Genomic DNA, 21,148 nt, shown 5'->3' with positions numbered 1-21,148 from the left:
CACCTTTTTCGCTTTTAACAACTCTTTTTGTTGCTTTTTTTACCCCTAACTCCCTAGCTAAATTTCCTCAGCTCGAAAGCGGGCTGCAAATATATAACTGTTTTGAAAGTTAGCAAGTAAAAAAGTGAAAATATTTCGCTTTGCCTTTATTCATGGCGCTGAGCGCTATCATGATTTCAAAAAGTTTCTGCTATTTGTAAGAACGTTTTTCTTAAAATGCGGATGCAAAACTAAGCGTATTTTTATTGCATACAACATTTACCTAGCTTTTTTTTGAAGTTTTTCATGTCTAGCTAATAGCTCTGTTTATATAGCGCTAATAAACAGAAAGATACAAATCGTAGCATTTTCAATAATAATTTGAATATAATTCAGAGGTAACAAATCAGAATATGATCTACCATCTCTGTAAGATTTAGCAGCGGAAGATACCTGAAGATGCAGAAACGCAATTTATACCTTATATACATGACTCAAGAATTGAAAACAATTACTTTCGCAGCAATATTTAAGGGTATTATTCGTTAAGGGATGACTTATATGAAGAGATTTATACAATTGTTGGTTACGGTTCTGACCATTAGTCTTATTAGCTGCGAAGCAATTGACCAGCCTGAGGAACTTCCTTCTTACATTAAAATAGATTCTGTAAAGGTTGACTACAAAAATCCATCTGTATTTGGAGTTGGCCAACCAAATATCCCTGATGTATGGCTCAATGTTGACGGATCTGAACAGGGAATTTACAACCTGCCGAATACGATTGCGATAAAAGAAGATGGAAAAGTTGACATTTCGGTAAGAGCCGGTATTAAGGTAAACGGTATTGCAGCTACTAGAAATGACTATCCTTTTTATACCCGATTTGATACGACTATTAATATTGATGATCTCGATACAGTAAGTTTTATTCCTACTGTTAGCTACAATCCTAATACGGAGGTCCTTTGGAAAGAGAATTTTGAGCAATCTGCAGTAACATTAAAAAGGATGCCTACAAGTGATGTAGAATTAGAAAGAGTACAGGTTGACTCGATTCCTTATAAAGAGAACTATGTTGCTTACACCAAAATTGATACTGGTGCTCGCATGCACTTCGCTTTGACATCAAATAACTTTGCGACTAACACTTTTGTGAGCGCTCCGGTTTTCATTGAAATGGATTACAAGGCGACTTCAACTTTCAATGTCAATTTGAGATATCAAGATACTGACGGTGTTATTGATGAAATCCCTCTCATTTATATGAATCCTAGTACTGAAAACGGAGAAGCAAAATGGAACAAAATTTATATTGATATTTCAGATAGGGTTCTTGCAACGAGAAACGCCCAGCGATATGGTATCAGTATATCTGCAGCTCACAACACTTCAAATCCACCTGCTGAATTCTATTTTGATAACTTTAAACTGCTCAGACTTTAATGCTCAATAGAAAAGCCGAGCGGCTCAAGTACATCATCAGCGACTTATTAGCAGCAGGTTTAAGCTGGGTGAGTTTTTACGTGTTCAGAAAAAAGTACCTGGAACCACTTAAGTTTGACGAATCAGTTGATCTTGTTTTCAATGAGAAGTTTTATGCTGCGCTTGTTTTGATCCCTGTTTTTTGGGTTAACTTTTATTACCTGGCAGGATATTACAAAAACCCGTTTCGCAAATCGAGGTTGAGTGAGTTGGGAAAAACTTTAGTTCAAACTTTTGTTGGCGTTACAATATTGTTCTTCGCTTTCGTTTTGGATGATGAGATCCACAATTACACGGGGTATTACATCTCATACGCCACTCTTTTTGGATTGCATTTCTTTTTCACCGCAACTCCGAGGTTAGTGCTTTCTTCCATCCTGGCTCACAAAATACACAACCGAATAATCGGTTTTAATACCTTATTAATAGGGAATAGTGTCAAAGCACGAGAATTGTTTGATGAAATGGAAACTGCTAAAAAATCGAGCGGTTTCAATTTTATTGGCTGTATACAAGTGAATGGTGAGACTTCTAATAAGTTTGGATCTGACCTGCCCGTTTTAGGAAAACTCGAAGATATCCATGAAATCATTCGCAGTAATAATGTAGAAGAAGTCATAATCGCTGTGGAATCCTCAGAGCATGATAAGATGGAAAAGATCCTCACGCTGCTCGAGTACGAAAATGTGATTATCAAAATTATTCCTGACATGTACGATATCTTATCTGGTCAGGTAAATATGACTTCCATCTTTGGCACTCCGCTTATACAGGTCAACAGGGAGTTGATGCCGTTGTGGCAATTTACAGTAAAACGAATTATGGATGTAGTGGCTAGCATAATTGCACTAATCCTTCTTTCCCCCCTATTGCTGGTTTTGGCAATTTTGGTTAAAACCTCATCCAAGGGGCCTATTTTCTTCTCTCAGGAACGAATCGGTAAAAACGGAAGGCCTTTTCAAATTTTCAAGTTCAGATCCATGTACCAGAATGCGGAAAAGAATGGTCCGCAGTTATCATCTGAAGATGATCCTCGTATTACACCAATTGGTAGGTTCATGCGCAAAACAAGACTCGATGAGCTGCCACAGTTTTACAATGTGATTATTGGTGATATGAGCCTAGTTGGACCAAGACCAGAACGCCAATACTACATTGACCTCATCACTGATGAAGCTCCGCATTACATGCATCTTTTAAAAGTGAGACCCGGCATTACGAGCTGGGGACAGGTGAAATTTGGCTACGCGTCATCAGTAAAAGAAATGGTTAGGCGACTGCATTACGATCTTATCTATATCGAAAATATGTCGCTCTTTTTGGACATTAAGATTTTGATCTACACCGTTTTGATAGTATTACAACGAAGAGGAAAGTAATGATCAGAACCTAACTCTGATTAGTTATCATTAAAGACTTTTCACTTTTTCTTCAATCTGTTTGTAAGCCTCATCCAATCCATTTGCGTCTTTTCCTCCAGCAGTAGCAAAAAACGGCTGACCGCCTCCACCTCCTTTGATGTGTTGAGCCAGGTCACGGATTTCTTCTCCGGCTTTTATTCCTTTAGATTGTGTGACATCATCAGTCACAATGAGAGAAAGCGTCACTTTTTTGCCTTTGCTTCCCAAAAGGATAACTGCATTCTTGAGTTCTTTTCGCAATTTGAATGCGAGATTTTTGATAGATCCCGCATCCAGATCAACTGTTTTAGCGAGGAATTGAATTCCGTTTAATTCTTTCAATTCTGATAAAAGCGCATTTCTTTCGGCTACTTCTTCTTTTTGTTTCAAAGAGTCGATTTGCTTTGACAGCTCCCGATTCTGACCAATAACTTGCTGAACACCTTTAACAGGATCTTTTTTGTTTTTCACTTCTTCAGCAATGATATCGAGTTGTTGGATGCGCTCACTAATGTAGCGGTAAGCCTCAGCTCCGGTGATTGCTTCAACCCTTCGAATTCCGGCTGCTACAGATGTTTCATTAGTCAACTTGAACAAGCCGAGTGCGCCAGTTGCGGGAACGTGAGTACCTCCGCAAAGCTCAACACTATCGCCAAACTTGATCACGCGAACAGCGTCTCCGTACTTTTCACCAAAAAGCGCAAGAGCTCCCATCTGCATGGCTTCATCCATTGGGATATTTCGCTTTTCAACGAGCGGAGTGTTTTCTAAAACAAGTTCATTGACGCGTTTTTCAATTTGTTGTAGCTCTTCATCAGTGACTTTTTGAAAGTGTGAGAAGTCAAACCTTAAATAATCAGGACGGACTAAGGATCCTTTTTGCTCAACATGTTCACCCAAAATTTCACGAAGAGCATGATGTAACAGGTGTGTAGCCGTGTGATTACGTGCTGCGTTTTCGCGTTTTGCCACATCAACTTCAGCTTTAAACTTCCCATTCAGATCCTTAGGAAGTTCTTTTGTGAAGTGTACTATTAAGTTGTTTTCCTTTTTGGTGTCGAAAATTGAGATTTGGGAAGAATCGTTTTTCAAAACTCCCTTATCACCTACCTGACCACCTCCTTCAGGGTAGAAAGGCGTTTGATCTAAAACTAATTGATAGTGTTTTTTGTCCTTTTGTTTAACCTCTCGATAACGAGCAATGGAAACCTCTGCTTGAGTTTGATCGTAGCCTACAAAATTTGTCGACTCTGCCGAGTTCACTTCAACCCAATCGCCAGCCTCCATTGAAGTTGCTTTTCGCGATCTGTTCTTTTGGTCTTCAAGTGCTTTTTGAAAGCCTTCTAAATCGAGTTTCATTCCTTCTTCTCTTGCAAGAAGATCAGTTAAGTCGATTGGAAAACCATATGTGTCGTAAAGTTCAAAGGCAAACTCACCTTCTACTTTATCGTGCTTTTTTCGGTACTCACTAAACTTTTGGATTCCTTTTTCAAGCGTACGCAAAAAGGCTTCCTCCTCTTCCTTCATGACTTTTTCAATAAGCGTACTCTGTTTTTTGAGCTCAGGAAATGCTTCACCCATTTCTTTGATCAGAGCCGGTAGCAACTTGTATAAAAATGCCTCCTTTTGATCGAGGAATGAATAACCGTATCGAACTGCGCGTCTCAAAATTCTGCGAATCACATAACCTGCTCCTGTATTTGAAGGTAGCTGCCCATCAGCGATTGAAAAACTTATGGCTCTAATGTGGTCTACGATTACGCGAAAAGCAATATCCTTTTTTTGGTCAGATCCGGAATACGAAACTCCGGTTACTTTCTCCGTAGCCTGGATCAGATTCTGAAAAAGATCAGTGTCGTAATTCGATTGCTTTTCCTGAAGCACCATCGCCAGTCTTTCCAGCCCCATACCGGTATCGATATGTTTTGCGGGAAGTGGTTTTAGCTCACCACTCGCCTGGCGGTTATACTGAATAAATACGAGGTTCCAGATCTCGATGACCTGAGGATGATCCTGGTTGACGAGTTTTTTTGCATCTACTTTTTTTCTTTCTTCATCTGAACGGATGTCTACGTGAATTTCAGAACTGGGACCACATGGGCCTGTATCACCCATTTCCCAAAAGTTATCTGCTTTATCGTAATCCAGGATTCTATCTGCCGGTACATGTTTATTCCAAAGCTCAAATGCTTCAGTATCGCGAGGCAAGCCATCTTCTTTATCACCTTCAAAAATGGTGATGTAAAGTCTGTCCTTATCGATTCCAAAAACTTCAGTGAGCAGTTTCCATGCCCAATCGATTGTCTCCTCTTTGAAATAATCGTTGAAAGACCAGTTCCCCAACATCTCAAACATTGTGTGGTGATAGGTATCAACTCCAACTTCTTCGAGATCGTTGTGTTTACCACTTACGCGCAAACACTTTTGAGAATCAGTTACTCTAGTACTCTCAGGCTTTTCATTGCCCAGGAAAAACTCTTTAAACTGGTTCATCCCGGCATTGGTGAACATCAACGTGGGATCGTCCTTTACCACCAATGGAGCTGAGGGTACGATCTTGTGGTTCTGACCATTAAAGAAATCTAAAAATGCCTTCCTAATCTTGTTTGATGTCCACTGCATGTAACTGTTTGTTTTTAATGCCCGTTTTAAAGGGATTGCAAAAATAGTTTTTATACCTAATTTTGTGAAGTAACATTGGATATATGTCAAAAGCCAAGTATAAGTATAATCCCAAGACGCTCACCTACGAAAAAGCTGAGTTATCGTTTTTTGGTAAGGTACTTAAATTCTTCTCATATATTGGAACCGGACTGGTTTTCGCAGTTGTGTTTATCGCGCTATTTTTCACTTTGTTTGATTCACCTAAGGAAAAAAGGCTCAAGCGCGAAAATGAGCAACTCAAGCTTCAGTATTCGATCCTTAATAACAGAATTGAGCAATTGGATAATGTTTTAGCAAACATCGAGCAGCGTGATGATAATATTTATCGCGTGATTTTTGAAGCTGAACCTATTCCAGATAACATCAGAGAAGCCGGATTTGGTGGTGCCAATCGGTACGAGGATTTGGAAGGTTTTAACAACTCAGAGCTCGTTATTGAAACGACTAAAAGACTTGACAAATTAGCCAAGCAGATGTACATCCAGTCAAAGTCACTGGATGATGTTTATAAAATGGCTCGTAAAAAAGAGCGTTTGCTCGCATCTATTCCGGCTATTATGCCTGTTGCAAATGAAAACTTAACTCACGTTGCATCTGGGTACGGTATGCGTTTTCACCCTATATTAAAAATTAGGCTGATGCACACGGGGATGGATTTCACTGCTCCTACTGGAACAGAGATTCATGTAACTGGTGATGGCGTTGTTGAAGAAGCGTCATACAGTTCTGGTGGTTACGGAAAACACATTGTTGTAGATCACGGATACGGTTATAAGACGCTTTACGCACACCTCAACGACTACAATATTAGAGTTGGCCAAAAAGTGAAGCGTGGTGATGTTATTGGATTTATTGGTAATACCGGTAGATCAACCGGACCTCACCTTCACTACGAAGTGATCAAAGACGAGAAAAAAGTGAATCCTGTGAATTATTACTCTAACGATCTCACACCAGATGAGTATGACAGGATGATTGAAATTTCTTCACAGACAAATCAATCTTTTGATTAATGAAGCTCGATGATATCCACAACTCCAAAAAGCTCTACTTCAGTATAGGTGAAGTAGCTGACATGTTCGATGTAAAAACTTCGCTCATCCGTTTTTGGGAAAAGGAGTTTGATGTCATTAAGCCAAAGAAGAACAGCAAGGGTAATCGGTTATTTACAAAAGCTGATATCGAAAACTTTCATTTGATCTTTCACCTCGTAAAAGAGAGGGGTTTTACACTTGAAGGAGCTAAAAATAAGTTGAAGACAAACAGAGACGAAACAGTTAAAAATGCTGAGATCGCTCTCAAATTAAAAGAAATTAGATCGTTTTTAGTTGAGATCAAAGAAGCTCTATAGTCCCCGAATTTCCTTTTTCAAATTACGCTGAAACAAAAGAGCCGATGCTGCTATGTTACAACATCGGCTTAATGGAAAACTTCAATAATCAGCAGATAAGTTGTGGACGAAATGTCCAAAAACAGCGAAGGGCGTAAAAAACGCCCCTCGATGTGTGTGTTAACAAGTTAATCCTAAACTGCCTATGAGAAATTCACTAGCATACACGCGAGTTCTTGTAATTTGGTTGGGTAAGGTTGATAAAAAGTTTGAATTATTTACAGATAACAACTACAACACACTGTATATCAACTAATAAAAACTATCAAAAAAATTGAAATTTATCTCAATTGTGTGGGCGTATCGAGATGTGCAGACTGAATTCTGACGTCTTTATTGAAGTTTTCAGCTACTTCTTTGGGGTTTTGATCTCCTGGATAAAAACTAAAAAGTTGAATCCCGTTTCGAGTACTAAGTGTTCTTTCAAAAGTCAAAAAGAAATGTTGATAGTCCTTTTCAAGCGATGAAACGTTTTCCTTTTCGGTTTGCATGATCACATGGTACTTTTTGCCAGTCGGTTGTTGGTTTCCTCCAAAAGTCAAAACGCAAGCGTTAATCAGTACGATACTCAACACAAAAATGGGGAGTAAAGCCAGCCTTTTCTTCATGCTACTAAAACTAAGCTTCATTGGGATTTCTGTTTGCTATGTAGCTGCGCCATTTATCGATTACAGACTGCAAATCTTCTGGCAATTCGCTATCAAATGACATTCGCTCTCCGGTTTTAGGATGGTCAAATGCAAGTGTTTTAGCGTGAAGTGCCTGTCTATTGAGCATTTCAAAACAGTTCATCACAAACTGCTTGTACTTTTTAAAGACTGTTCCCTTCAAAACCTTATCTCCGCCATAATCAGGATCAGCGAATAGCGGATGACCAATATGCTTAAAATGAACGCGTATTTGATGTGTTCGTCCTGTTTCAAGTTTGCAGCTCACAACCGAGACATAACCAAATCGCTCGAGTACTTTGTAATGTGTAATAGCCGGCTTACCAAAATCCCCTTCAGGAAATACACTCATGAGCTTGCGGTTCTTCAGGCTCCGACCAATATTGCCTTCAATTATCCCTTCGTCCTCTTCCAGGTCACCCCAAACCAAAGCAATATATTGCCTATCTGTTGTGCGGTGAAAAAACTGAGCAGCCAATTTATTCAGAGCCTGTTCCGTTTTGCCGATCACCATCAAGCCGGATGTGAGTTTATCTAAACGATGAACAATTCCGGGACGGTCAGATCCATTTTTCTCGGGCAGGTTCTTGATATGATGCAACAAGCCATTTACCAAAGTTCCCGATCTATTCCCAACACCGGGATGAACAACGAGTCCGGCCGGTTTATTGATCACCATCACCTCATCATCTTCAAACAGTACATCGAGCGGAATCTCTTCCGGCTCAGCTTTCATGGGTTCTTTGTCAGCAGGAATAATCACCGTCACAACATCATTAGGGCGAATTTTGTAATTCGGTTTTACATCCTCATCATTCACCTTTATGTTGCCACTTTTCAACGCTTCCTGAATTTTATTCCTGGATGCATTGGGCAGCCTGTCATTCAAAAATTTGTCAATCCTGATGAGTGACTGACCAACATCAGCCACAACTGTGTGATTGACAATTAAATCCTGTTCTTCGTTCTCCTCCACTACTCTGCTTTAATGAATTTTTTGATGATAGGCTTTTGCGCGTTTTGAATATGTAGAATATACGTGCCACGCGGAATTTGGGTCACATCAATTCTGTTGTAAACTCTTCCGTTCCAAACTTCTCTACCGGTCAGATCCAGTATTGAAGCCCTGTGTTGTTCATCGAGTCCTTCAATCCTAAGCTCGTGAGATACAGGGTTTGGATAGAGTTTTATGTTTTTTTCTTCGCTTATTTCAGGAGTATTGACAGGATACGGGTTGTAAAGTGAGTCAAACTCAGGATGAATCATCAAAGATCCATCAAAACTGATGTTGTACCATCCACTTCCTGCATTGTAATAACAACGATCACGCTTTTCAAAGTTCTGATCAAAACCTACAAGAACATCCCTGTTTTGTTGCTCAATTCCCACGTAAATCGTTCCGGTCACTTCTAGCGGTTCTGACAATTCATAACGTGTGACAATATTTCGCGAACTGTACTGTGGATTGAAATATGCCGATTGGTAAACTGGGTTCTGATCTAAATCTTTATAAATCTGCAACCTGAATAGATTGTCAGAATAATCCTCTAGTGTACGTGGAAAATAAATATTAATGGCTCTGAGTGAATCAGTCACCGGACCGAGGTCGTACTCGACAGACATTTTTGAATTTGCTCCCACAACTTTGTAAGCATACTCAGCCGTTCCATCATCGTAACTGTAATACGTTCCAAAGTCCTGCCAGTAAAAAGCAGTATCATTATTTCGGTTTAAATCTGGCGTGGTATTGAGGACGTTAGCTACTTTAAAAGTGTGTCTTTTGTTGGTATCTGTATCGGGGAACACAAAGTTTTGAAGCGGAACATCACGTTGCTGAAATGTCTCTGGTTGAAAGTTAGGAATAGGGAAAACGGGAGTCGTAAAAATATTAGTTCCGTTTTCTTCAACCTGAACACTGAAAGTGACGTTTTTCTGGATATCACTCATGTTGTGCGACTCCGTACCAGATGTATCTGCCATGTAGCTTGTCGGATCATTTTTGAAATGACTCCAAGGAACATGACTGTAATCTTTTAGAATACTTGGAGCTTGTTTTGAAAAAGCGACATCGTCAATTGTGTTTTCATCAGATGTTCTGTTAGCATCGAGTCTCACGTAATCGATGTGCCAGTGATCAAAATTCCCTGAGGTTGTCGCGCGATTTTTAAATCGGAAACGGAAGCCGTCCTGGTAATAATCAGTGTTGGATATTTTGATGAAAACCTGTTCGAATGGTTTATTCGCCTCACCCTGGGCACTCCAAATATAATCCCATTGACCTGTGTTTAGGTTTAAAAACTCAAGTGCCAGTGAGTCGTCTTCCTCTGGCATATCTCCAAATCCCTGTGGCTGATAATAAAAGCTCAGGATGATTGAATCAGAGTTGTTGTAATTCCCTCCTGATGGACGAGATCCCAATTGAATTGGAGCTGAAGTAAAGACATCAGCCAACCCTTCAACACCTGGACCCTGATTAGGACTGTGAGGCATGCCGAGCGAATCGAGCCCGTCAAAAGTAGCGACTCCAATTGTCGGTGGCTCCTGTCCGTAACTCTCATTGATGTAAACATCATTAGAAGTCCACAAGACATTATTTGATGGCGGAACAAAAACCGTTGTATCGTTGATGCTCACTAAAAAGCTATCGGCAACCACATCTGGATTGAGGGCTCCGTTAACGAGTCTTCCGTTTGGTAATGGCCACACAGTGTCGAGCGCCACGGTATCAACACAATTCAAGGAATCTAAAAAGGCGATAATCTGTGGAGCATTCGCAGTTGAATCCCACTGACCAGAGTTTGAATTAAACGAATAGTCGTAAGAGGTATCCGTCATAAACTCGACCGCATTCACTACGTTTCCATCAATTCTAAAATCCGGGCAAAACTCTTTTACGAGTGATGGATCGTCCAAATCAATTCGGTAATCTTTGATCAGATTTTTAGAAAAGTCGTCAATGAAAGGAAGCTCAATGGTATCAAATTGGTAAACAATGCGGCTATTGCTGGCTCTTACCGAAAATGATTGCTCAGCGCTTTCCTGAAAACCTCCGCGAGGTTGTTCTTTGAGGGGCAATAGCGAATCCTGCGCAAATAAGCCTGTAGAGGCAATGGCGCCTATTAATGTCAGAACCAGGTTTTTCATGAATCAGTTTGCGTTGTAATGCTGTCCTGTTCTATTAACTCAAACTCGGGAACTTTAGTACTATCAGTTGTCAAAAATAAGTCCATCGAACGACCGAGGTTGATCATTTCGTTTCTGTTCGTGTCGTATGCGGGGAACTGATTGTAAATCACAGAATTCATGGTATCCTCTTCAGAATCGACATCTTCATCATATTGAACAATCCCGATGTTGAGTCCTTTGCTATTGAGGAATTGCTTGGCTTGCTCCAGGCTCTGACCGTAAAGAGCAGGAACAGGAATCACCTGATCACTCTCTCCAGAACCCACCACAAGCGAAATTGCCGTTCCTTTGTCAACTTTGTCTCCGGGCTTCAATTCTTTATTTCTCAACTGTACGCCCACGATGCAGTTCGTACACTCCGAAGGACGATAAATCAATGTGTCAATTTTCAATCCGTAAGTGATAATGCGCGACTGTGCCTGGCGTAATGTTAAATCATTCAAAGCCGGAAGCACAACCTGTGGTGGATTTTGAGTATTGATGGTCAAATATATTTTTCTGCCGGGCTTCACTTCAGATAAAGCCTTTGGGTTTTGATCAACAATTGTTCCCGGAGGTTCTTCAGCTACGTAAACAGAATCTGAAATAATCGAGTGGAGATCTTTTTCTTTCAGTAAAGGTGTTGCTTCAGTGTGGTGATAGCCGCTCAAATCAGGCACCTCAACTGTTACCCCGTGACGGGTATAAGATTCGAGGTAAATCATGGTTCCGTAAATAATCCCGATTGTCAATAAAATCGCGATCAGAACCTGCAGCCAGAATACTTTTGAAACTAAAAATTTAATTAAGCTCAAGGGTGTACAATTTAGAACGCAAATATAATGAAGTGGATTTGATATTGAACGCGAATCAAATCGGCTTCGAAATTACTGGTTCATTAAACTCAAATGACTCAATCAGTCTTCCTTCTCGTCAATCATTTTCTGAATCTCGTACATTTCATCGCGGAGTCGAGCTGCTTCAATGAAGTCCATTTGTTTGGATGCTTTCATCATCTGACTCTTGATTTGGTCTTTTTGTTTCTCGAGTTGTTGCTTGTTCATGTACTGAACAACCGGATCTGCAGCAACTGATGTTTGCTGTGGCTCAACATAAGCTTTTTCAGGTTTCACTTGTCGCTCACCGTCTTTGCCTTCAACCACACTTGTTTGATCCATAATTCGATCGACAGATTTTACGAGTGGAGTTGGCGTAATGCCGTGCTTTTCGTTGTATTCTTGCTGCTTAGCTCTACGCCTGTTCGTTTCATCGATTGTACGCTGCATACTTTTCGTGACACGATCAGCGTACATGATGACTTTTCCGTTCACATTTCGGGCTGCGCGACCTGCCGTTTGCGTCATGCTGGTTTCACTGCGCAAGAATCCTTCATTATCAGCATCGAGTATAGCAACGAGCGATACTTCCGGTAAGTCGAGTCCCTCACGCAATAGGTTGATTCCTATCAGTACATCAAAATTTCCGAGACGTAAATCTCTGAGTATTTCTACACGCTCAAGCGTATCGATATCACTGTGGATGTAGCGGCATTTGATTCCGTTCTTGGTCATGTACTTCGCCAACTCTTCAGACATCCGTTTGGTAAGCGTTGTCACGAGGACACGCTCTTTTCGTTCGGTTCTGACCCTTACCTCTTCTAGTAGATCATCGACCTGGTTGTCTCTCGGTCTCACTTCTATTTGTGGATCGAGCAAGCCTGTTGGGCGAATAACCTGTTCCACATAAAGCCCTTCTGTCTCGCGCAACTCGAACTCTGCCGGAGTTGCACTCACATACATTATCTGATTAATAAGCCCCTGAAACTCTTCGAATTTCAATGGTCTGTTGTCGAGAGCAGCCGGTAGTCGGAACCCGTATTCAACGAGGTTTACTTTTCTAGCGCGGTCACCACCGTACATAGCCGAGATTTGTGGAACTGTCACGTGACTTTCATCGATGATGAGTAAGAAATCATCGGGAAAATAATCGAGTAAGCAGAAAGGTCTGTCACCCGGATTTCTGCGGTCAAAATAGCGCGAGTAGTTCTCAATACCGCTACAATACCCGAGTTCGCGCATCATTTCGAGATCGTAATTCACGCGATCATCGATTCGCTTGGCTTCGAGAGGCTGGCCCATATCTTTAAAATACTCCACCCTGTCGATCAAGTCGTAACCGATTTCTTTAATCGCTCGTTGAGTACTTTCTTTTGAGGTCACAAAAATGTTAGCAGGATATATCCTCACAGCCTCAAAAGAATCCAACCGTTCTGCAGAATGAGGATCAATAGATTCTATTTCTTCAATTTCATCACCCCAAAAGTGGAAACGAAACGCGTGATCAGCATAAGCGAGGTACACATCTACCGTATCGCCTTTTACTCGAAAATTGCCCCGTTGGAAATCTCCGGTTGTACGTGAATAGAGTGAGTCAACGAGTTTGTGCAAAAACTGATTCCTGCTGATCGTCATTCCCTGCTTGATCTCAATAACACTTTCGTTGAAATCTGAAGGATTCCCGATACCGTAAATACAGGAAACGGATGAAACGACAATCACATCACGTCTTCCCGATAACAACGATGAAGTAGCCGATAGTCTCAACTTTTCAATTTCATCGTTGATCGAAAGATCTTTTTCTATGTAAGTATCACTTGTTGGAATATACGCCTCAGGCTGATAATAATCGTAGTACGAAACAAAGTACTCGACTGCATTATCAGGGAAGAACTGCTTAAATTCTCCGTAGAGCTGAGCAGCAAGCGTCTTGTTGTGACTCAGAATGAGTGTGGGTTTTTCAACTTCCTGAATAACATTCGCCATAGTGAATGTTTTTCCGGAACCCGTAACTCCCAGCAAAACCTGGCTGCGTTCCCCGTCCTGAATACTTTTTGTAAGCTGTTCAATCGCCTGTGGCTGATCTCCCGTTGGCTTGTATTGTGATGTGAGTTTAAAATCCATAATCAAAATCTACGAACGCAAAATTCGGAAAAGGGTTGAACGCGAGCACGATTTATTTTGATTTAATGTTTGGGAGGTTTGGTCAGAACCGAAATAGTGAAGGTGCGAGGTCCCGTTCCTTGCGTAACGAGGATCTAAGTTTATCTAAGCTTTGGCTGGTGCCAAAGGCTAAGAGTCGAGAGCGTTCTAATGTTGGTTTTGGGATTATTGTGATGGTAAGTTGCTAATGAGTTTAGAGTTTAAGGTGATAACGAAGCTATCGCAACGAGGATTTGATGTTAGCTATGTTGGAAACGCTGAGGACGCAGCGAGTTCGCTGGCGCTCACTTTTTGAACCATGAAGAAGTTAAGATTCATTAAGTTTTGGTTTTACTTCTGCTGGTATCACGAAGCCCTCTAAGTCCATAAAAAGGCTTAGTGCCCTAGCGACTTTGTGGCAAACTCGCTAGCTCAAAATCATAATTCTAATCCGTGATCTAACATCCCCTACAAATTCAAAAATTTGATCGTTACCTTTGCGCTTATCATGAGTGAAAACCTGAGCAGCTTTTTTCAAAAACCAAAACTCGATCCTGAGGATTACTATTATTCTGAGGAGGGCTACATTGTTTTCACTGAAAAATACCACCTCAAGCGCGGCTACTGTTGTCAAAGCGGTTGCCTGCATTGCCCTTACGGCTTCAATAAAAAGAAAAAACGCAGAGAATGAATAACTTCAAATCTGACTAAAAACTTTCATGAACTAACGGTCAGGTTCGCGGTTATGTAAATGATAAAATACTAAAAATGGCACTATCATTTGAAGAAGAGATCAAAGAAGGAATACCGGCTCAACTACCCGAGGCTCCGGTGTACGATGAGTCTATCAACCACGCTCCCAAAAGAAAGGAAATCTTAACGGATAAAGAGAAAGCACTGGCGCTTAAAAACGCGCTACGCTATTTCCCAAAAGAGCAACACGAAACACTGGCTGCAGAATTTGCCGATGAGCTCAAAAAGTACGGCCGCATATATATGTACCGTTACAAACCCAAAAACGCTATTTACGCTCGCAGCATTGATGAATACCCGTGCAAAAGCAAACAAGCTGCTGCCATTATGGTGATGATTCAGAACAATTTAGATCCGGCCGTGGCACAACACCCAGATGAGCTCATCACGTATGGCGGAAACGGGGCAGTATTTCAAAACTGGGCACAGTACAGGCTCACGATGAAATACCTCAGCGAGATGACAAATGAGCAAACACTCGTGATGAATTCAGGTCACCCACAAGGATTATTCCCCTCTCATAAGGACGGTCCCCGCGTGGTTGTTACAAATGGAATGATGATTCCGAATTACTCAAAACCCGATGATTGGGAACGTTTCAATGCCCTTGGCGTTACGCAATACGGACAAATGACTGCCGGATCTTACATGTATATTGGTCCGCAGGGAATCGTTCACGGGACTACGATTACTGTTATGAACGCAGCGCGTATGCTCGACCGCTCAGGAAAGGCAAAAAATGAAACAAAACTTTTCGTAACTGCCGGACTTGGCGGAATGAGTGGTGCTCAGCCAAAAGCAGGAAATATTGCCGGTGTTGTGAGCATTACTGCTGAGATCAACCCAAAAGCAGCTTACAAACGTCACGAACAGGGCTGGGTAGATGAAGTGATTGAAGATGTTGATAAATGCATTGATACTGCACTTCACTATCAGAACCGAAACGAAGCCCACTCAATCGCATTCCTCGGGAATATCGTTGACTTGTGGGAGCGTTTTGTGGAACGCGATGTTCATGTTGATTTGGGATCTGACCAAACATCTCTTCACAATCCATGGGCAGGAGGTTATTACCCGGCCGGATTGAGCTACGAGGAATCGAATGAGATGATGGCAAAACAGCCTGAGAAGTTCAAAGAAGAAGTGCGCAAAACGCTTCGCAAACATGCAGATGCTGTAAACGCACTGAGCAAAAACGGTATGTATTTCTTCGATTACGGAAATGCCTTTTTGCTGGAAGCTTCTCGTGCCGGAGCTGATATTATGAACCAGGACGGAGACGGATTTATTTATCCTTCTTACGTTCAGGACATTCTTGGACCAATGTGTTTTGACTACGGTTTTGGTCCGTTCCGTTGGGTTTGTACATCCGGCAAGGAAGAAGATTTGGCGATGACAGATAAGTTGGCTCAAGACGTTTTATCTGAAATTAAATCCAATTCTCCTGAAGAAATTCAGCAACAGATGGCTGATAACATTCAGTGGATTGAAGGTGCCCGTGAAAACAAACTGGTTGTGGGGTCGCAAGCACGTATCCTTTACGCTGATGCTGAAGGAAGAACTAAAATCGCGGCAGCTTTCAACAAAGCCATCAAAGAAGGAAAAATTGGTCCGGTTGTGCTCGGTCGCGATCATCACGATGTATCGGGAACAGATTCACCATTTCGCGAAACATCCAACATTTATGACGGTTCCAAATTCACAGCTGACATGGCGATACAAAACGTGATTGGCGATTCGTTTAGAGGAGCTACCTGGGTATCGATCCACAATGGTGGTGGCGTTGGATGGGGCGAAGTTATCAACGGAGGTTTCGGGATGGTTCTCGATGGATCTGACGATGCCGACAGACGCCTCAAACAAATGCTCTTTTGGGATGTCAACAACGGAATTGCCCGTAGAAGCTGGGCACGAAACGATGAAGCATTGTTCGCCATCAAGCGCGAAATGGAGCGCACGCCAGAATTAAAGGTTACACTACCAAACATCGCTGATGATGAACTCATCAAAAAGACGTTTGAAAAGGGATGATTTTTGTTGCTAAACTGAGGCTGTGAACTATTTACAGTCTCAGTTTTAGCTTTATAGTTTAAAGTAAGAATTCATTTCCTTGCAGACATCTCAAAAGCCTTTTACCTTCGCATGCCGAATTTCAAACCTCAATGAAACAGCTTTTTATATCCCTTATTTGCCTTTTTGCTGTTTCTTTTCTTCAGAGCCAAACGGTGCTGGATGAAGGGAAGCTAGACCTATCTAGATCACAGGATTTCCAACAGGCAATCAAAATACAGGGTGAAGCTGAGTTCTACTGGCATCAATTATTAGCACCAGAGGATTTCCCTCTCAAGTCTGATGTCAATAAACGATTTGTCAAAATCCCACATGTTTGGAACGATTTTCAGCTCGATTCCTACACAAGGCTTAACCCGAGAGGCTACGGAACTTACCGGTTTTCGGTTACGGTTCCGAAAGGTGAAAATCGCGTATCCATTAAAATACCCACAATCGGAACCTCAGCACTATTCTATGTTAATGGTGAAAAGCTGATAGAAATAGGTAAAGTTGGTAAGTCTGAATCAGCTTACGAAGCGATGTACGCTCCACAAATCATTGACTTACCGCACGACACCAACCATTTTGAATTTATCATACAAGTCTCAAATTACGACTTCTCGGTTGGTGGAATTTGGGATTCAGTAATTATTGGACCTGAACAAACGCTGAGAGAATCTCACAACCGAAGCATTTTTTGGGATTTTTTCCTGTTGGGAGCACTTTTCATTGCAGCAATCTACTTCCTCGCACTCTACTTCCTCAAGCGTGATTCAATCTGGCATGTTTACTTTGCTCTCGCATGTCTTTTGGCAGCCCTCAACGTATCAGCAAGTGATGAATTCGTCCTTTCTTACATACCGGGAATCTCCTTCTCAGTATTGATCAAGTCTGAAATCGTTTCATTCTATGCCGGTGTTGGTGTGTTGTCGCTCTACCTCTACGAACTCTTTAAATCCTATTTTCACAAATGGGTGCTGTTCACGATAATTGTTGTTTCCTTTATCATGAGCGGAATAATGATCTTTTTACCCACTCACCTGAGCGCTCAAACCATTACATTCTACCAGTTTTTCTCATTGATAGCACTTGTATATTTATTGTTTGTAGTGGTCAGAGCCATACGAAACGGAGCCCGAGGCGGATGGGTTTTCTTGTTGGGTTTTTTCGTGCTTGCCGGAGCCATTCTGCACGATGTTATTATCAACCTCAGCTACATCCCCACTGATACGATGTCGAGAGTTGGAATATTTGTTTTCCTGATTTCGCAAATCATTTTGCTCGCTGATCGATCGGTCAGAACCAAAATGAAAAACGAGAAACTCACCGAGAAGCTCAACGAAGTCAACCAGCAACTCGAAAGTCAGGTAGAGGAACGAACAGAAGAACTTCACAACTCGCTCCGTGAACTCAAGTTGGCACAGCAAAAGCTGGAAAAAACAAATGGTGAACTGACAAAAGCCAACGAGGCCAAAAACAAATACCTTTCAGTAATCGGTCATGACCTGCGCGGTCCTGTGAGCGGAATAAAAGTCGCACTGGAATTATTGCTCGATGATCTGGAAAAAGGAGATATTGAACGAGAAGAACTAACAGATACAATCAAGGCGCTCACACAAAATGCCAATTCGGCTTACAGCTTGCTCGTGAACCTCTTTGATTGGGCCCGCTCACAAATGGGCGTAATGAGTTTCACACCACAAAAATTCAGAGTGAGTAAAATCTTAAATGATGTAGATGCACTACTCCACAAAAGTTTAGAAGAAAAAGATCTTGAACTGGTTAACAATATCCCGCAAGGACTTGAAGTTTACGGAGACCCTAATATGATCAGCACCGTTTTCAGGAACCTCATAAGCAACGCGATTAAATTCTCATATCCCGGTCAAAAAATCACACTAACCTGTGACCAAAATGAACAGTATGTAGAATTTGCAGTACAGGATCAGGGAAAAGGAATTCCGCTCGAAAAGCAGGAGAAGCTATTCGAATTCAGTGCTAAGAAAAGCACTCGTGGAACAAAACAGGAAAAAGGGACAGGAATTGGTTTACTGCTTGTAAAAGATTTTATCGATCAAAACAACGGGAAAATAACCGTTTCCAGCTCGCCCGATAAAGGATCAACTTTTTATTTCACTCTCCCATTAAATAACGACTAACAAATGAAATGGCTGAGAGAAACCGCTTTTACAGCTCCACTATTTCAAACAAGTAAGAGAAACGCCATTTTGTGGATATCGATAACGATACTCCTCATTTTAAAGATCTACGAGGGCGATCATAAGTTTTTCACGGAGCACTTTCAACATTTAAACGATGGATCTGAGTGGTTTTTATGGTACAAATGGCTGTGGCATCACGGAGCATCACTTTTGTTGTTTTTCCTGATTCCGGTTCTGACCATCAAACTGGTATTAAAAGAAAAACTCGCAGATTTTGGATTAAAAATTGGCGATTACAAAGTTGGATTAAAGGCGACACTCATCACTTTCATCATCATGCCTTTTATCATTTACAACAGCGCCCAAAATCCGGAGCATCGCGAATTTTACAGTTCTCACTTCCCGCTCGATCTCGCAACCCAATCGGGCTGGATGTTTGTCTTGTGGGCAGTTTCCTATTTGCCTCATTACATCGGATGGGAATTCTTTTTTAGAGGTTTCATTCAATTCGGTTTCAAAGAAAAAATGGGCCTATTTGGTGCTATCATGTTTCAAACATTACTCACCGCATTGATGCATATTGGCAAGCCTGAGGGCGAAACATGGGGAGCCGTGGCAGGCGGCATTTACATGGGGTTACTCACATTCAGAACCGGGTCAATTTACTACGCGCTCATATTTCACTTTTATCTTGGGCTATTGAACACTTACTTTTGCAGCTTGTAATATTTTTAGATGTCAGAAAAAATCAATTTCATTACAGGTGGAAGAGGCTACCTTGGTGGTCAATTAGCGACTGAATTGACCAAACGTGGAGAATCAGTAAAACTACTCAACCGACCCGGTTCAGCAGTTCCTGATTATCTTGCGACTAATCCAAAAATAGAGATTCTCCCGGGAGACATTCTCAACAGGAAATCTCTATCAGAACACACGAAAAATGTCGATGCCATTTATCACCTGGCGGCCTTTGCAAGGCCCTGGGCAAAAGACAGCGCAACTTATTTTGAGGTAAACGTAATAGGAACCACAAACGTACTGGAAGCAGCTTATCACAATGGTGTTAAAAATGTTGTGATCACTTCATCGGCCGGGACATTTGGCCCGCAAAAAGACGAAAAACTGATTGATGAGTCTTTTTCTCCTGCAAGTCACTTCACAGAATACGAATCGACCAAGCAGCGCTCAATTGAAGAGTCATTAAAATTCATCGACCGCGGACTCGACATCAAGTTTGTAAGTCCCACTCGTGTTTTTGGTCCCGGAGCACTTTCGATCAGTAACGCTGTTACCAGGCTCATCATGCAGTACTGGCAGGGAAAATTCCGCTTCATGCCCGGTGACGGAAATTCAATTGGAAATTACGCTTTCATCGATGATGTTGTGGACGGGCATATTTCAGCTCAGGAAAAAGGAAAAACCGGACACAATTACATTTTGGGTGGAGAGAATATCAGCTACAGGGAGTTTTTCAACTATTTGGCAGAGCAAAAAGGGAAAAAACACAAAATGGTGAAATTGCCCATCAGGCTCATGGTAAAAGTTGCCCGAGGTATGGAGCTCGCTGCCGAAACAACAGGAAAGCCTCCGCTCATCACTCCGGGATTTGCAAGGAAATACATGCACGACTGGGGAACAGATTTATCGAAAGCAAAAACCGAAATCGGCTACGAAGTAACACCGTTTAAGAAGGCTCTGACCGAAACTGTAAATTGGCTTAAAGCTGAGAACCTGATTCGCTGAGCGATTCTAGAAGTGCCGGTTCTTTTTCAATTGCATTTCCCACCACCACGAGTGTTGCGCCAGCATTCCACGCAGCTTCCAGCTGATCGCGTGTTTTCATTCCGCCACCCACGATGATGGGTAAATCAACCGATTTTGAAACCGAATTGATCATTTTTGGCGAAACCTCATTTTGCGCTCCACTACCCGCATCCAGGTAAATACACTGCATGCCAATCATCTCCGCAGCCATTGCCGTTACCGCTGCAATCTCAGGCTTGTTGCGAGGTACAGGTTGAGAACCGGAAATGTAAGAAGCTGTTGTTGGAGCACCACCATCGACTAAAATATAACCGGTAGACCAAATCCCTAATCCGCTCGCTTTCAAAGCCGGTGCAGCTTTCACATGCTCCCCGATCAACAATTCCGGGTTTCTGCCAGAAATTAATGAAAGAAGCAAAATAGCATCAGCATTTTCATCGATTTGGTTACCGCTTCCCGGGAATAGAATAACCGGAACATCTGTGTTTTTTTTGAGAAACTGAACCGTTTCATTCAACCGCTGAGTTGTCATCAAGCTGCCACCCACAAAAAAGAAAGTAGGTTTATTGACAGCCGCAATAGTCAGCAATTCATCTAAATAACCGTCTCCACATTTATCGGGATCGATGAGTACGACAAGCCCTTTTTGGCCAGCCTCTTTCATCTTATGGAGTTCGGTTACATTCAT

16 protein-coding genes are annotated in these 21,148 nt (G+C 41.7%); 9 read left to right on the top strand and 7 right to left on the bottom strand.

The window, feature by feature from the left end; translation table 11 throughout:
* The first annotated feature begins 540 nt into the window (after positions 1-540).
* Positions 541-1,425: a hypothetical protein gene (locus tag F3059_RS13485; protein ID WP_151170174.1), complete on the top strand. Its 885-nt coding sequence runs from the start codon at positions 541-543 to the stop codon at positions 1,423-1,425.
* On the top strand, positions 1,425-2,843 hold the full coding sequence (locus F3059_RS13480) for a sugar transferase (RefSeq protein ID WP_151170172.1): 1,419 nt from the start codon (positions 1,425-1,427) through the stop codon (positions 2,841-2,843). Before F3059_RS13485 ends, F3059_RS13480 begins: the two co-directional genes overlap by 1 nt.
* A 30-nt stretch (positions 2,844-2,873) precedes the next feature.
* On the opposite strand, the gene alaS is transcribed toward F3059_RS13480, so the two are convergent.
* A complete protein-coding gene (gene alaS, locus F3059_RS13475) occupies positions 2,874-5,486 on the bottom strand; it encodes an alanine--tRNA ligase (protein ID WP_151170170.1) in 2,613 nt (870 codons plus the stop codon).
* An 83-nt stretch (positions 5,487-5,569) separates the two neighbouring features.
* Here alaS and F3059_RS13470 point away from each other — a divergent pair, with 83 nt between their 5' ends.
* Together F3059_RS13470 and F3059_RS13465 are read left to right on the top strand one after the other, a co-directional pair.
* A complete protein-coding gene (locus tag F3059_RS13470) occupies positions 5,570-6,541 on the top strand; it encodes a M23 family metallopeptidase (protein ID WP_151170168.1) in 972 nt (323 codons plus the stop codon).
* Entirely contained in the window at positions 6,541-6,879 is a 339-nt protein-coding gene (locus F3059_RS13465) for a MerR family transcriptional regulator (RefSeq protein WP_151170167.1), read from the top strand. Before F3059_RS13470 ends, F3059_RS13465 begins: the two co-directional genes overlap by 1 nt.
* Positions 6,880-7,199: 320 nt before the next feature.
* On the opposite strand, the gene F3059_RS13460 is transcribed toward F3059_RS13465, so the two are convergent.
* The 5 genes from F3059_RS13460 to uvrB form a co-directional block, all read right to left on the bottom strand.
* On the bottom strand, positions 7,200-7,526 hold the full coding sequence (locus F3059_RS13460; protein WP_170265189.1) for a hypothetical protein: 327 nt from the start codon (positions 7,524-7,526) through the stop codon (positions 7,200-7,202).
* Between the two features lie 10 nt (positions 7,527-7,536).
* Positions 7,537-8,562, bottom strand: a complete 1,026-nt coding sequence (locus F3059_RS13455; RefSeq protein ID WP_151170163.1) for an RluA family pseudouridine synthase — start codon at positions 8,560-8,562, stop codon at positions 7,537-7,539.
* Complete coding sequence (locus F3059_RS13450) at positions 8,562-10,730, bottom strand: T9SS type A sorting domain-containing protein (RefSeq protein WP_151170161.1); 2,169 nt, start codon at positions 10,728-10,730, stop codon at positions 8,562-8,564. The genes F3059_RS13455 and F3059_RS13450 overlap by 1 nt, the downstream gene beginning before the upstream one ends.
* A complete protein-coding gene (locus tag F3059_RS13445) occupies positions 10,727-11,566 on the bottom strand; it encodes a PASTA domain-containing protein (protein WP_151170159.1) in 840 nt (279 codons plus the stop codon). The genes F3059_RS13450 and F3059_RS13445 overlap by 4 nt, the downstream gene beginning before the upstream one ends.
* A 102-nt stretch (positions 11,567-11,668) precedes the next feature.
* A complete protein-coding gene (gene uvrB, locus F3059_RS13440) occupies positions 11,669-13,711 on the bottom strand; it encodes an excinuclease ABC subunit UvrB (protein WP_151170157.1) in 2,043 nt (680 codons plus the stop codon).
* 526 nt (positions 13,712-14,237) lie between these two features.
* Here uvrB and F3059_RS13435 point away from each other — a divergent pair.
* The 5 genes from F3059_RS13435 (at position 14,238) to F3059_RS13415 (ending at position 20,439) form a co-directional block, all read left to right on the top strand.
* Entirely contained in the window at positions 14,238-14,420 is a 183-nt protein-coding gene (locus F3059_RS13435) for a DUF5522 domain-containing protein (protein WP_151170176.1), read from the top strand.
* 77 nt (positions 14,421-14,497) lie between these two features.
* On the top strand, positions 14,498-16,513 hold the full coding sequence (locus tag F3059_RS13430) for a urocanate hydratase (RefSeq protein WP_151170155.1): 2,016 nt from the start codon (positions 14,498-14,500) through the stop codon (positions 16,511-16,513).
* Between the two features lie 131 nt (positions 16,514-16,644).
* The gene (locus F3059_RS13425) at positions 16,645-18,693 is read left to right on the top strand and encodes a sensor histidine kinase (protein ID WP_151170153.1); all 2,049 of its coding nucleotides are present in this window, start codon (positions 16,645-16,647) and stop codon (positions 18,691-18,693) included.
* Positions 18,694-18,696: 3 nt separating this feature from the next.
* On the top strand, positions 18,697-19,422 hold the full coding sequence (locus F3059_RS13420; RefSeq protein WP_151170151.1) for a CPBP family intramembrane glutamic endopeptidase: 726 nt from the start codon (positions 18,697-18,699) through the stop codon (positions 19,420-19,422).
* A gap of 9 nt (positions 19,423-19,431) precedes the next feature.
* Positions 19,432-20,439: an NAD-dependent epimerase/dehydratase family protein gene (locus F3059_RS13415; RefSeq protein WP_151170149.1), complete on the top strand. Its 1,008-nt coding sequence runs from the start codon at positions 19,432-19,434 to the stop codon at positions 20,437-20,439.
* Here the strand turns inward: F3059_RS13415 and F3059_RS13410 are convergent.
* Entirely contained in the window at positions 20,414-21,148 is a 735-nt protein-coding gene (locus F3059_RS13410) for a geranylgeranylglyceryl/heptaprenylglyceryl phosphate synthase (RefSeq protein WP_151170147.1), read from the bottom strand. The genes F3059_RS13415 and F3059_RS13410 overlap by 26 nt on opposite strands.

This window comes from Salibacter halophilus, assembly GCF_008806325.1.
GTDB lineage: Bacteria > Bacteroidota > Bacteroidia > Flavobacteriales_G > Salibacteraceae > Salibacter > Salibacter halophilus.
Note: the sequence above shows the minus strand (reverse complement) of the source record. Positions and strands in the feature narration are given on the sequence as shown.

Bases quoted from the DNA above. Each gene is read 5' to 3' on its own strand.
- F3059_RS13425 (WP_151170153.1), top strand. From the start codon at position 16,645: ATGAAACAGCTTTTTATATCCCTTATTTGCCTTTTTGCTGTTTCTTTT.
- F3059_RS13435 (WP_151170176.1), top strand. From the start codon at position 14,238: ATGAGTGAAAACCTGAGCAGCTTTTTTCAAAAACCAAAACTCGATCCT.
- F3059_RS13465 (WP_151170167.1), top strand. From the start codon at position 6,541: ATGAAGCTCGATGATATCCACAACTCCAAAAAGCTCTACTTCAGTATA.
- F3059_RS13415 (WP_151170149.1), top strand. From the start codon at position 19,432: ATGTCAGAAAAAATCAATTTCATTACAGGTGGAAGAGGCTACCTTGGT.
- F3059_RS13410 (WP_151170147.1), bottom strand. From the start codon at position 21,148: ATGAATGTAACCGAACTCCATAAGATGAAAGAGGCTGGCCAAAAAGGG.
- F3059_RS13430 (WP_151170155.1), top strand. From the start codon at position 14,498: ATGGCACTATCATTTGAAGAAGAGATCAAAGAAGGAATACCGGCTCAA.
- F3059_RS13470 (WP_151170168.1), top strand. From the start codon at position 5,570: ATGTCAAAAGCCAAGTATAAGTATAATCCCAAGACGCTCACCTACGAA.
- F3059_RS13480 (WP_151170172.1), top strand. From the start codon at position 1,425: ATGCTCAATAGAAAAGCCGAGCGGCTCAAGTACATCATCAGCGACTTA.
- F3059_RS13460 (WP_170265189.1), bottom strand. From the start codon at position 7,526: ATGAAGAAAAGGCTGGCTTTACTCCCCATTTTTGTGTTGAGTATCGTA.
- F3059_RS13420 (WP_151170151.1), top strand. From the start codon at position 18,697: ATGAAATGGCTGAGAGAAACCGCTTTTACAGCTCCACTATTTCAAACA.
- F3059_RS13485 (WP_151170174.1), top strand. From the start codon at position 541: ATGAAGAGATTTATACAATTGTTGGTTACGGTTCTGACCATTAGTCTT.
- alaS (WP_151170170.1), bottom strand. From the start codon at position 5,486: ATGCAGTGGACATCAAACAAGATTAGGAAGGCATTTTTAGATTTCTTT.
- F3059_RS13450 (WP_151170161.1), bottom strand. From the start codon at position 10,730: ATGAAAAACCTGGTTCTGACATTAATAGGCGCCATTGCCTCTACAGGC.
- uvrB (WP_151170157.1), bottom strand. From the start codon at position 13,711: ATGGATTTTAAACTCACATCACAATACAAGCCAACGGGAGATCAGCCA.